Source organism: Subtercola sp. Z020 (assembly GCF_002931235.1).
In the GTDB taxonomy this organism is placed as follows: domain Bacteria; phylum Actinomycetota; class Actinomycetes; order Actinomycetales; family Microbacteriaceae; genus Subtercola.
In genome coordinates this window covers 37,207-49,454 of sequence record NZ_PSTT01000079.1, presented here as the reverse complement: position 1 = coordinate 49,454, position 12,248 = coordinate 37,207, and the positions used below count along the sequence as shown (strand labels likewise).

Sequence of the window (12,248 nt, the reverse complement as noted above, 5' to 3'; positions counted from 1 at the left end):
GTTCCATCACCGCTCCAGACTGGCACGGCGGGCGGGGTGCGCGCGGGGGCTGCTGGGCATCCGGAGCCCGCCGTGCCAGTCTGGAGCGGTGATGGAACTGTTGATCGCCGGCGTGCTCACCCTGCTCGGCATCGCGGCCGCCGCACTGATCGGGCCGAAGGTGCGCATCGCCTCGCCGCTCGTGCTCGTCGCGCTCGGCATCGGGGTCAGCTTTCTGCCGTTCGTACCGGCGTTCCAGGTCGAGCCCGAGCTGATTCTCGCGGGCGTGCTGCCGCCGCTGCTCTACTCGGCGTCGGTATCGATGCCGGCCATGAACTTCCGCCGCGAGTTCGCCGCGATCAGCGGTCTCTCGATCGTGCTGGTGATCGCGTCGGCCGTCGTGCTGGGGCTGTTCTTCGCCTGGGTGATTCCGGGGCTGGGGCTCTGGTGGGGCATCGCCCTCGGTGCGATCGTCAGCCCCACGGATGCCGTCGCCACCTCGATCGTCAAGCGATCGCCTGTGTCGCCCCGTGCTGTGGCGATACTCGAGGGCGAAAGCCTTCTGAACGATGCCACCGCCCTCGTTCTGCTGCGCACCGCCATCGCCGGAGCGGCAGCCGCGGTGTCGCTCTGGGGTACCCTTGGCGAGTTCGTCTTCGCGGTCGCCGTGGCGGTGATGCTGGGGTTCGCGGTCGGGCGGCTGAACCTGTTCGTGCGCGCCCGTCTGCAGAACGTGACCGTCGGCACGGTGCTCTCGTTCACGGTGCCGTTCCTCGCGTCGATCCCGGCCGAGCTGCTGGGCGCATCCGGTCTCGTCGCGGCCGTGGTCGCCGGGCTGGTCACCGGGCGACTCGCGCCGCGGATGCTCTCGCCGCAGAGCCGCCTGTCGGACGCCCAGAACTGGAACACGGTCGAGATGGTGCTGGAGGGCGCCGTCTTCCTCCTGATGGGCCTCGAACTCTCGTCGATCTTCGCGGATGTGGGGTCGGAGCGCATCGGTGTCGGCCCGACGCTGCTGATCGCGCTCGGCGCCCTGCTGTTGACGGTGCTGGTGCGGGCGGCCTACGTGGCGCCGCTGCTCCGCGGGCTGAAGCGCCGCTCGGCCCGGAGTGAGCGGCTCAAGCCGCGGTTGGCGAAGATGCAGGAGGTGCTCGCCGACCCGGCCGCGGCGGCGGAGCGGGCGTCGGGCTTCCTCGAGCAGATGCGGGCCGCGCGCGGCGACCCCGCGCGTCCGCGCGAGCTGCCGGCGAGCTACGGTGTCGCCGCTGCGAATGCTGCCCCCGCGGGAGTCGCCGGCGTGGATGCTGCCGCCGACGGTGCCGTTGACCCGCACGCTGTCGAGGCGGATGCCGCCCGCGTGGACTCCGCCCGGGTCGCTCCGGCAGACACCGTGGATGCTGCCACGCACGCGGATGCCGCCGCCGGGGTCGCTCCGGCCGCCACCGTGGCGGAAGCGGCTCGCGAGTCGCATGACGCGCATGAGGCGGATGAGGCAGAAGGCACCGGACAACCCGGCGGCGGATGGGGGCCCGGCGAGATCGTCGGAGGACCCGGGCTCGGCCGCACGGGACGTCGATCGGGCACGGGCCGTGAGGCACGCGCCGGCCACGCCGACCGCGACCTGCACACGCACAGCGCCGGCCGCGACCACAGCACCGGCCGCGACCTGCGGGTGCAGAGCGACGCCGACCGGGCGCTCCGGGCGGACCTCAGCGAGCGCGCCAAGCTGCGGTTGCGCCGGCGGCTGCGGAGACGTCGACCGCCCACCGTCGCCGACATGGCGCGCTTCACCACACGCATCACCCGCACCCTCGCCGACATCGACTATCTCGTGCAGGCTCCGCTCGGCTGGCGCGAGGGCGTCGTCGTGGTCTGGGCCGGCATGCGCGGAGCCGTCACGGTCGCCGCCGCCCAGACCCTGCCCGACGGCACCCCGTTCCGCTCCCTGCTGGTGTTGATCGCGTTCGTCGTGGCTGCCCTGTCGCTGCTGATCCAGGGCGGAACGCTGCCGCTGGTCATCCGGCTCCTGAAGCTCACGCCGCCCGATCCAGCGCTGGCCGACGAGGAGCGGGCCCGCCTGTTCGCGCTGCTCGACGAGACGACGGTGGATGATCATCCCGAAGCCGCGAGCAGCACGACGACGACCTCGGGCAGCTCCGACGACGTGCCCGACGACGCCGACGCACGCGATGACGCCGACGCACTCGACGACGACGCCGATGGGGACGCCGCGGCGGTCGACCCCTCGTCTGCCGCGGTCGCCGCGGACGACCCCGACCCCGCGGCCGCCGCCGCCCGCACCCCGAAGCAGGAGACGCTCGCGCTCATCGCCGCCAGGCGCACCGTGCTGCTCGACGCCCGCGACGACGGAACGTTCAACGCCGACACTCTCGACGCCGCCCTCTCCGCCCTGGATGCGGAGCAGATCGCGCTCCAGCTGCAGGGCAACCCCACCGCCTGACTCGCCGACATCTCCGGCTCGGCCCGGCTCCGTCAGCGGCCGACCCGATCACGTCGCCGCCGCGGCCGCCGCCGACGATTCAGGCGAGTTCGGGCTCCTCCCTGAGCAGGTCGTGCTCGGTGACCGCCGTTAGGGACAGCACTTTGTAGCCCTGCTCGTCGAAGAACACTGTCACCCGATCGTTCTCACGGCGCATCACCTGGCCCTCGCCCCACACCGCGTGCCTGACCCGCGCGCCCACAGGGAACGGCAGCGGGTCTCCGGCGCCACCCAGAGCGCCGGCAGACGGCTCCGGATGCCCGGGCTCCACGTGCTCGGCGAAGTACTCGTAGGCGCTGCCCGACGCGCAGGTGTCGCAGTTGCCGCAGGGTTTCGGCAGCTGTTCGCCGAAGTAGCCGAGCAGGAACTGGCGGCGGCACGAGACGGTCTCGGCGAACTCCTGCATCATCTGCGCGCGGGAGTGCTCGATGCGTGAGCGGGTCGCGGCATGGTCGATGGCCCGTTTCGCGGCGGTTCGCGGTGCGATGCGGGTGGCCCTGAGCATCCCGTCGACCAATGTGATCGCCCCCGAGTCCTCCAGGAGCCCGACGACGCGGGCGAGCGATCGCGTGCTCGTGCCCAGCGCCTCGGCGAGCTCCTCCCGCGAGATGCCCGCCGCACCCGCTGCACCCGTCGCGCCTGCCGAACTGGCCGCGCCGCCCGCCGCACCCGCTGCGCCAGCCGCACCGGGACCCTTCCGCACCGCCGCGAACGTGCGCTCCAGCTCGTCGCGATCGGGCTCGCCCCCGCCGAAGAAGCTCGTCAGCGCGAAGTCCTCCGGCCGGTAGTGCAGCGTGACGGCCGCAGCGTCACCGTCGCGGCCGGCCCGGCCGACCTCCTGGTAGTAGCTGTCCATCGAATCGGTGACCGCCGCGTGCACCACGAACCGCACGTTCGGCTTGTCGATGCCCATACCGAAGGCGCTGGTCGCCACGACGATGTCGACCTCGTCGGCCATGAACTTCTCGTACACCTCGTCGCGCGCCTTCGCGCTCATGCCGCCGTTGTAGCCGGCCGATCGGATGCCCCGCTGCTCCAGCTCGGCGGCGTACTTCTCGGTGTCCTTCCTCGTCGCGACGTAGACGAGCCCCGGCCGGTCGAGCGACTCGACGTGCCGCACGACCTCGCGGCGCTTGTCGGCATCGCTCTCATGCCGACGCACCTCGTAGCGGAGGTTCGGCCGGTCGAAGCCGCGCGCGATGAGCAAGGGGCTCGCGAGCCCCAGCTTCTGCGCGATCTCGTCGCGCACCGGCGCCGCCCCCGTCGCGGTCATGGCGAGCACGGGGGGATGCCCGAGGCTCTCGATCGCTTCGCCGAGCTGCAGGTAGTCGGGGCGGAAGTCGTGGCCCCACGACGACACGCAGTGCGCCTCGTCGACCACGAACAGGTCGATCGGCAGCGCCTGGAGCCGGCGGCGCACCGCGGACTTCGCCAGCTGCTCGGGCGAGAGGAACACGAACCGCGCCTCGCGCCGCTCGAGCGCCGACCAGGCCGCACGGTTGGCGGCGGCACCGCGTGAGGAGTTGATCGCTACGGCGCGAGGCGCATCCGGAGCCTCCTCCAGCGTGCGCACCTGGTCTTCCTGCAGCGCGATGAGCGGCGAGACGACGATCGTGACGCCGCCGAACATCGTGCCGGTGACCTCGTAGATCGACGACTTGCCGTACCCCGTGGGCATGATCGCGAGAACGTCGCGGCCTTCGAGCAGCGCCGTCATTGCGTCTTCGAGCCCCGGGCGGAGCTTCTTCCACCCGAAGGATTCCCGCGCCGTGCGGCGGATCTCCTCGTCGAGGGTGGAGAGCGGGATGCCCGGGGCGCCGGTCTTCGCGGGACGCGCATTCGCGGCGCCGCGCTTGGGCCCGCCCGCCTTGGTGACGCGGTCGGGCGCGGTGTTGGTTGTGGTGCTCACCTGTCAGGCGGCGGGGTCAGGCGTCGATCTCGCCGGAGGCGATGGCGTCAGCGTACTTGCGCACGTCGGGGCCGGGCTCGTAGTCGATGAACCGGTCTTTGAGGCGGTCGTTGAGTGCCGCGTAGATCTCGTCGGAGCTCGACCCCTGCATGGAGCCGTTCAGGTCGAGCACCGCCTCGCGCAGCACGTTGTCGGCGTCGGTCAGAACCTTGGCGCGGGCTTCGTCGTTCCACTTGATGTCTGTCGAATTCATGTCTCCGACGCTACCTGCCCCCTCCGACATCCGCCGAGGCCTTGCGCCCCGCCCCTCTTCCCGTCAAGCGTTCGCGGCGTCGGCGTCGGCGCTGGATGCGTCAGCGTCAGCGGAGGCAGCAGCATCGGCGGCAGACAGCGCGGCGGGCGCGGCAGCGCCTGCGGGCGGCACGGCCGACCCGCGCACGCGCAGCGCGCCCGCCTCGATCCAGGCCGACGCCGACACCACGCGGCCGAGGTACTCGCCGTCGATCTCGAAGTCCTGCGGCACACCGACGGTCAGCGTCACAGCACCACCTCGTGCGTGCCAGACCGCCGCGTTGACCACAGGGGCCGAGCCGTCGGCCGCAGCGCGTGTCGCCGGCCTCCGCGGCAGGTACGCCGTGTTGGTGCGCCAGAACCACTGCATCGCCCGCACCCACTCGCCCGCACCGAGGGGGCGGAGCACCACCACGTCGAGCTCGCCGTCGTCGATCGAGGCGCCGGGGATCATCCGGATGCCCGCCGGCAGCACGCCCGCATTGCCGAGCACGATCGTGTGAGCCGGCGTCTCGGGCAGCGCGACACCGTCGAGGCTGAACGCCAGGTCGAAGCGCCGGTTGCGCACCAGGGATTCGAGGATCGCCCCGACGTACCCGGTCCAGCCGAGCGTCTCCTTGCCCTTCGACGAGGTGTTCACCACCATCTGGGCGTCCACACCCATGCCGGCCATGACGGTGAACGCGCGGCTGAGGGTCGCGCCGTTCTCGAGCAGGGCATCCACTCGGCCGACATCGACGGTGCGAACGACGTCGCTGAAGGCGGCCCGAAGGGCCCGGCGCGCGTTGACGAACGGCAGGCCGATCACGCCCAGAGGAAGCCCGAGTGCCCGCGCGAAGAGATTGGTGGTGCCAGAGGGCAGGATGCCGAGCGGCACGGGCTGGCTCAGCAGCGCCTGGGCGACCGCGCTCACGGTGCCGTCGCCGCCCGCCGCGATGATGACCGCGGGGGAGGCGGCGAGCAGACGCCGCGCCTGCCCCTCACCGGGATCGTCGACGGTGGTCGCGGCCCAGAGCGAGGGGCCCCACGCCTTCTCGGCCTCCATCGCGGCCACCATGCCGCGCAGGCGCCGGATGTTGACCTTGGTCGGGTTGTAGACGATCGCGGCCCGTGGCAGGTCGGCCGAGCCGGAAGACCCGTCGTCAGCAGCGCCGCCGCCAGCAGCGCCACCCTCAGCACCCTCGCCACCAGCCCCCGCGGCGCCCCCGACCCCGCTCACCGCGCCGCCGCGCTCACGGCTCAGACCGCCGCGATGCCGTGACCGTCGAGCGAGTCGGCGACGATCGTCAGGCCGGAGAGACCGGGCATCTTCGCGATGTGCGCGTCGATGGCGTTGATGGCCTTGCGCCCGTCGATGCCGCCGAAGATGTGACCCATCACGTGCTTGACCTCGGTCTGGTCCATGATCGTCGAGCCGACCGGGCCCCAGAACTTGCCGAGGGCGAAGCGGGCGAACTTCTGAGCGATGACGCTCTTGCCGAGGCGTTCGCGCGCCTGCGTTGCGTAGAAGGCGACGTGCCTGGCCTCCTGCATCGCGATGCGCTTCAGCAGTTCGGCGAGCACCGGGTGACCCTCGATCTCAGCGAGGCGCTTGTACGCGGCGACGGCAGACCACTCGTTCGCGGCACCCCAAATCATGTGCACGGCGATGAAGTCCTTGCCGACCAGGTTCGAGAGAACCGACTGCTTCACCGGGTCGAGCCGGTCTTTCCAGCCGAGCTTCAGGCGCTTCGACTTCAGCTCGTCGAACTCGAGCTCGATGTCGTGCATGCGCAGCACATCGGCCAGCGCCTCGCCGTGCCAGAACTCTTCGCGGTTCCACATCGTCATGAAGCCGGTCACGTCTTTGTCGCGGTGCGACGGCGTCACGAGCATGTCGCGCATGTAGCAGACCGTGTGGTACTCGACATCCGCCATGTAGCGGATGACACGCAGCGTGTCAGGAGGCAGCGGGTTGCTGCGGAACGTCTCGAAATCGAGGTCTTCCCAGGCGACGTTCTTCGACGTCTTCGTGTAGTTGTCGATATCGAAGGCCATGGGCGCTTGAGACCGGCTCGCGGGAGAGCCGTGCCTCATCCTCCTGTTTCTGAAATGCCAAGTTCTGACTGTCGGGTGTAACCATTGTGCTGGGTGAATGTGGAATTTACTGCCTCAGCAGGTAAATTGCACAGGCGTTCACTGCCACACCCTGCGCCTGCTGGGGCTGGTCGGCGTTGCTGTCGCCTTCCAGATCTTCCGCCAGCCGGCCTCGCCTCCGGCAGCGGTTTCGGGAGCATGCGCTCCGTCGGCCTGCGACCGCCTCGCGCCGTACCAGCCGCGAGACTCCTCGGCCAGCCCGGTGGAGATCGCCGCGGCGAGCTCGTCGGTCACTGCGGAGGGTTCGTCGCCGACCCCCGCGCGGATTGGTCGGCCGAACAGCACCTGAACGCGGGGCCTGCCGGGTTCGACGGTCGTTCGCCACGGTGGCAGCGCGCGGTAGCTCCCGACGATCGAGACCGGCACGAGGGGCGCGCCGGTGCGGATGCCGAGCAGAGCGGCCCCGAGATCGAGCTGCGCGAGCGATCCGTCGTCGGTGCGGGTCTTCTCGGCGAAGAGCAGCACACTGGTTCCACTCGCGAGCAGCACCGCCAGTCGCGACGCCGAGCGCAGGCTCAGCGCCTGGTCGACGAGGCCCCGGATGCCGCGGCGGGGCTCCACCGCGACCGTCACCAGTCGCGGGCTCAGGTGCCGCAGGGCATCCCGCACCAGTGCCTCGTCGAGCTCGCTGGGGTGGTTCGAGACGAAGATGTACGGGCCCTTCGTCTCGGCGACGTGCTCGAGACCGTACGACTGGGCCGTGACAGAGAGGCGCACCGCGAGGCGGGACATCAGCTGACCTCTGGGACGCTCACCGGCGCACCGTGTACGTAGGTGATCGACGGGGTGAGCCCGACCGAGTCCGAGGCCATCTCGAGAGCGTCGGCGAGGGTGGTCGCCGACTTGAAGCCGAGCCGCCTGGTCGCTTCGTGGTCGCCGCCCACGAAGATGACCTCGCCGAGATGGTCGATGGCGGGAGCCGCCGAGTACCAGGCGTGGAAGGGGTGCAGCGCGTGGTTCGCGAAGCTCGTCTGGTACACGTGGCGGTACCAGGGGTCGGCCGCGAACTTCTCCTCGTACTCCGCCGAGATCACGGCCGGGTCTGTGGTCTTCGTGAGCACCTCGGCGAAGAAGTCGATGTACGCGGGGTCGTGCAGCGGGTGGAACCACGGTGTGAGCGGGTGGTAGAAGATCGCGGTTCCGCCCGCCCGAACGACAGGTTCCGCGGTCGACCCGTTGAAGATCTGGCCGAGACCGAGCGCCGCGGCCGTGACCGGGTTGAGGCTCGATCCGATCGAACCGGGGTTCGGGATGCCGAACAGGGCCACATCGGCCGGGCTGTCGAACTGGCCGACCTGCTGCTGGGTGAGAAAACTCTCGGTGAGCGGATGCACGGAGCTCGGCTTGCCGGCGACCACAGAGGTGACGCCGTAGCCGACGCCCGAGACCTGGGCGAGGCCCACGCGGGCGCGCGACGGCAGGATGCGCGTGGCGGCCTGCAGCCCGGCGGAGAGGGCGCGGTCGGTGAGGCTCCACTCCCGCTCGCGCTTGCTGAGGAACGCCGAGGCGGGGCCGGTGGGTTCGGGCGTGAGGGTCACGTCGATGGTGAAGACCTGCGCCTTGTCGCCGATGGTGTCGACCAGGCCGTCGAAGGCGTCGGCGCCGTTCGTGTCGGCGGCTGCGCCGGCGCCCCGGTTCGCGAACGCCCCACGGGCCCGGGCCGTCTTCGCGCCGATCAGCTTCGTCGCGACCGCTGCCGCCCCCTCGTTGCCGACGGCCGTCGCGAGCCGCACAGAGATCACGAGGTCGCTCGACGCGACCCGCCCGTTCACCTCGATCGGGGTCGTGTCTGGCAACTCGCCGACCGTGACGAGGGAGTCCGACTCGGCGTCGTGGCTCCTGACGTGGTCGGGGCCGAACGAGGCGTAGATGCGCTCGCCGAGCACGCGCTGCAGATCCTGTGCGGTGAGTCGCCGGCGCAGTCCGGTGGCGGCGATGAGCTCGACGTCGTCGACCCCGGCCGCTGCCGCGCGTTCGAGTACGTGCTCGATGACGCGCTGCCGAACATCCGGAGCCGTACGACTGGTGACGGGCTGCGTGAGGTCTTCGAACACGATCGTGACCCGCGACCCGCGCTTCAGCAGTGCGCTGAGAGGGTCGCTGTCGACGGGGGTGTCGAGTGCGTCGTCGATGGCTGCATCGAGCGAATGGATGCCCGGCAGTGCCTCGGGTGGGTAGAGCACGCTCGCGTCGATCGGGAGCCGCTCGAGCAGCACCTTCTCGCCCTGGAACACGACGAGGGGCGGGGTCTGCGCATCGACGCTCAGAACGAAGCCGGGTCTACTCATGAGTGATGTCTTTCGGGCTCGGGGTGGAATCGGTCACGATGTCGCCGCGCAGCAGTTCGCTGATCGTGTCGATGCGGCTGTGGTTGTGGTCGCTCCACTGGTGGATGCGCCAGTGCTTCTGGGTGGCGTGCTGAAAGAGAGCGGCGTCGGGGTTTACGGCCTGCGGGTTGCCCACGAGCTCGAGCCAGGAGCGGTCGGCGATGCTGTCGCCGTAGGCGTACGACTTCGCGAGGTCGATGCCCTCGCGTGCGCCGTAGAGCCGGAGCCAGGCCGCCCGCGCCTCGTCGACCAGCGGCGGCTTCGAGAGATGGCCCGTCCAGATGCCGTCTTTGGAGTGCATGTGGCTCGACACGACCTCGTCGAAGAGCGTCACGAAGGGCTCGACGAGCACGTCGATCGCGCCCGTGACCAGGATGGTGCGGTGCCCCGCTTCGCGGTGCTTGCGGATCTGGCGCACGGCCTCGGGGCGGATGCGCTGCAACAGCACGTCGCCGACGGTGTCGTGGATGAGGCCCTTCAGCGCCTGTTCGTCGACGCCTTCGTACCGGCGGTAGAAGGTGCGGATGAACTCGCCGCGGTCGCGCCGGTCGGCCGCGATGTAGCGGGGGAGCGAACCGAAGAGGTTCGCGAGCTCCTGCGGCCACTTCGACCTGTCGAGGCTCGCGAGGCGCACCCAGAGGTACTGCTCGATGATGTTCGACGCGAGTACCGTGCCTTCGAGGTCGAAGAAGGCGGCGGCCTCCGGATTGTGCGGCAGCGGCTTCTCGACCTGCGCCTTCGCGCGGGGCCGCGAGCTGAAGGTGCGCATGAGCGTGGTGACCGCCGGGAAGTGCACCTCCTGCAGGTAGTGGTCCCAGTCGATCTCCGTCGCATCGAAGCCGAACGTCTCGTGCGCTCCGGCCGGCAGGGTCTCGTTCAGGGCCGCCGTGCGCGAGTCGTCGTAGATGATCTCGGCCTGCGTGTAGTTCTGGTAGAGGTCGCTGTAGGCGCGCAGCAGGTCGAGGTCGGTCTGCCGCGCAGAGGCCTGTCGCATGAAGGTGCGGGTGGTCTTCGTGGAGGGCAGCCGCAGCAGCGTGCGCTGCAGCAGCCGGTTCGCGCGCTCGCCGGTGCGGAGGCTGCGGGCGATGGCGCGGGCGCCGGGGAAGTCCCAGTAGGGGGTGCGGATGTGCCCGCGCTGGTCGTCGGGGATCGGGTTCGCGCGAAAGTACTTCAGCACGTTCTCGTAGATCTCCCGGAACGTGAGCGGATTCCGCCCACCGGAGGAGAGGTGGTAGTACTTCGGGTCGTCGACCGCCGGCGGGTTCGCCGCCACCGCGAGCGTCGCGTTCACCACGATGTCGACGGGGATGATGTCGAGGATGCTGTCGGGCAGGCCGGGGAACTCGGGAACGAGGCCACGGCCGTACGCGATGATCAGCGGATCGGCCACCTTGAAGCCGTCGATCCAGCCCGGGAACGGGTGCCGCAGCGCGCTCTCGATGATCGCGGGGCGCACGACCGAGAGGCGGTGCCCGTTGCCGGCCCAGAGCTCTTCGGCGACACGCTCGCTCATCGACTTCGTGAAGGCGTAGACGTCGGCCCAGCCGACGCTCTGCGCACGGGTGCGACCGTAGTCGACGAGGCGCTTCGTGACCCATTCGACGCGGCCGGCCTCGGCGGCCAGCGCGACAGCGTGCGGCCCGACCTTGCCGTTGTCGATCTTCGCGTCGGCGATGAGCTTGCGCAGCACCTCCGGTCTCCGCGACGATGCCTCCACCGTGGTGCGGGCGGCCAGCGCGGCGGCCATCTCGTCGCGCCACTGGATGGAGTGCTTCAGGCTCGCCTCGACGGCGGTGCCCTTGTTGATGCCGCCGACGTAGGCCGTCGACACGTGCACGACGTGCGGGTCGCTGCCGGTGGCGAGCAGCGCTTCGTACAGCCCGACGGCGCCGCCGACGTTCGTCTTGAACGCCTCGTCGATCGGCGGGTCGAACGACACGGTCGACGCGCTGTGGATCAGCACGTCGAGGTCGGCGGGGAGGCCCGCGACCGATCCCATGCTCGACTCGATCACCGTGATGCGCTCGGCCATCGCGCGGTCGACCTCGTCTTGGCCCACCCGCTCCCGCCACTTCGAGAAGACGGGCTTCCGCAGCAGGCTCTTCAGCCGGGCCTCGCCGGTGAGCGAACCCTTCGGCCTGATCAGCAGCGTCATCCGGGTCGTCGGGTAGTCGGCCAGCAGCTTCTCGAGAATGGCCTGCCCGACGAATCCGGTCGCCCCGGTGAGCATGATGTGCTGGCCCTCGAGGGGCGAGAACGTGCTCACGCGGTCGCCTTCACGCCGTACCGCCTGGCCGCCCTGGCGAGCAGGCCGAGGCCGCCGAGGCCCGGCAGTCGGTCGACGGTGCCATCGATCCCGGAGACTCCAGCGCGCCCGCGGGCATCACTGAACAGGTACTTCATCATGAATCGGGTCTCCTGGATCGGTTGTTCGTGTGTGCCCGTCGGTACCCACGAACGTCGAAGCGACGACCGGGTGAGCCTGCGAGCCGAGACCGATTCTTCCAGTCTTCGAACGGTTTCGCCTTCGAAGAACTGCAGGTGCCGGTCGCGGAGCACCTGGAAGCCCGTCAGCACCTCGCCGAGGGCCTCGTTCGGGTCGTTCTCCAGCACCCGAGAATACGACACGCGGCTGACCAGCTCGTCGATGTAGCCGCGGGTCACATGCCCGGCGATGATGTCCTCGCCGATGAGGTTGGCCCGCACGGCCGTGACGATGGGCGAGACCCGGTCGACGGCCTCCCGCGCGAACCGCACCACTCCCGAACGGGCGCGGTTGGCCACGGGGGTGAAGTCGGGGTGCGCCGCGATGATGCGGTCGAAGGCGTCGGCGATCCAGTACTTCTCGAAGGCCCAGGTCGCCAGAAAGGCCGTCAGCCGGGCATCCTTGTGGCTCGGGGTCACCAGAACGTCGCGCATGTGGTGCATGGTGAAGTCCTCGAGGTCGCGCAGGTAGCCGAGTGCGCGCAGCGTCTCTGGGGCGAGTGGATGCTCGGCGAAGGCCGCGAGCGGCAGGCTCGCCTCGTGGCTGCCGGCTGCGGTGCGGGTGTACGCGCGGATGTCGAAGTCGTCGGTCACTGTGGCCTTTCGGGTGTGCTGCAAAGGT

Annotated in this window: 9 protein-coding genes; 1 reads left to right on the top strand and 8 read right to left on the bottom strand. The window is 70.2% G+C overall.

Features of this window, described 5'->3' with window-relative positions:
• The first annotated feature begins 91 nt into the window (after positions 1 to 91).
• The gene (locus C5B96_RS17845; protein WP_233189143.1) at positions 92 to 2,440 is read left to right on the top strand and encodes a sodium:proton antiporter; all 2,349 of its coding nucleotides are present in this window, start codon (positions 92 to 94) and stop codon (positions 2,438 to 2,440) included.
• Positions 2,441 to 2,519: 79 nt separating this feature from the next.
• Here the strand turns inward: C5B96_RS17845 and C5B96_RS10785 are convergent, their stop codons facing one another.
• The 8 genes from C5B96_RS10785 to C5B96_RS10750 form a co-directional block, all read right to left on the bottom strand.
• Entirely contained in the window at positions 2,520 to 4,388 is a 1,869-nt protein-coding gene (locus C5B96_RS10785; protein WP_104245362.1) for a RecQ family ATP-dependent DNA helicase, read from the bottom strand.
• 16 nt (positions 4,389 to 4,404) lie between these two features.
• Positions 4,405 to 4,641 (bottom strand): hypothetical protein, encoded by a 237-nt coding sequence (locus tag C5B96_RS10780; RefSeq protein ID WP_104245361.1) that lies wholly within the window; start codon positions 4,639 to 4,641, stop codon positions 4,405 to 4,407.
• A 63-nt stretch (positions 4,642 to 4,704) separates the two neighbouring features.
• Positions 4,705 to 5,898: a diacylglycerol kinase family protein gene (locus C5B96_RS10775; protein ID WP_104245360.1), complete on the bottom strand. Its 1,194-nt coding sequence runs from the start codon at positions 5,896 to 5,898 to the stop codon at positions 4,705 to 4,707.
• Positions 5,899 to 5,918: 20 nt separating this feature from the next.
• On the bottom strand, positions 5,919 to 6,716 hold the full coding sequence (locus tag C5B96_RS10770) for a hypothetical protein (RefSeq protein WP_104245359.1): 798 nt from the start codon (positions 6,714 to 6,716) through the stop codon (positions 5,919 to 5,921).
• A gap of 138 nt (positions 6,717 to 6,854) precedes the next feature.
• Positions 6,855 to 7,547, bottom strand: coding sequence for a lysophospholipid acyltransferase family protein (locus C5B96_RS10765; protein WP_104245358.1), 693 nt, complete (start codon positions 7,545 to 7,547; stop codon positions 6,855 to 6,857).
• The gene (locus C5B96_RS10760) at positions 7,547 to 9,103 is read right to left on the bottom strand and encodes a lactate racemase domain-containing protein (RefSeq protein WP_104245357.1); all 1,557 of its coding nucleotides are present in this window, start codon (positions 9,101 to 9,103) and stop codon (positions 7,547 to 7,549) included. The genes C5B96_RS10765 and C5B96_RS10760 overlap by 1 nt, the downstream gene beginning before the upstream one ends.
• Positions 9,096 to 11,408: an HAD-IB family hydrolase gene (locus C5B96_RS10755; RefSeq protein ID WP_233189139.1), complete on the bottom strand. Its 2,313-nt coding sequence runs from the start codon at positions 11,406 to 11,408 to the stop codon at positions 9,096 to 9,098. Before C5B96_RS10755 ends, C5B96_RS10760 begins: the two co-directional genes overlap by 8 nt.
• On the bottom strand, positions 11,405 to 12,244 hold the full coding sequence (locus tag C5B96_RS10750) for a hypothetical protein (protein WP_146078155.1): 840 nt from the start codon (positions 12,242 to 12,244) through the stop codon (positions 11,405 to 11,407). The genes C5B96_RS10755 and C5B96_RS10750 overlap by 4 nt, the downstream gene beginning before the upstream one ends.
• Positions 12,245 to 12,248: the final 4 nt, after the last annotated feature.

What these genes read in the sequence shown, in the direction of transcription:
- C5B96_RS10760 (WP_104245357.1), bottom strand. Translation starts at nt 9,103, where the DNA reads ATGAGTAGACCCGGCTTCGTTCTGAGCGTCGATGCGCAGACCCCGCCC.
- C5B96_RS10770 (WP_104245359.1), bottom strand. Translation starts at nt 6,716, where the DNA reads ATGGCCTTCGATATCGACAACTACACGAAGACGTCGAAGAACGTCGCC.
- C5B96_RS10765 (WP_104245358.1), bottom strand. Translation starts at nt 7,547, where the DNA reads ATGTCCCGCCTCGCGGTGCGCCTCTCTGTCACGGCCCAGTCGTACGGT.
- C5B96_RS10780 (WP_104245361.1), bottom strand. Translation starts at nt 4,641, where the DNA reads ATGAATTCGACAGACATCAAGTGGAACGACGAAGCCCGCGCCAAGGTT.
- C5B96_RS17845 (WP_233189143.1), top strand. Translation starts at nt 92, where the DNA reads ATGGAACTGTTGATCGCCGGCGTGCTCACCCTGCTCGGCATCGCGGCC.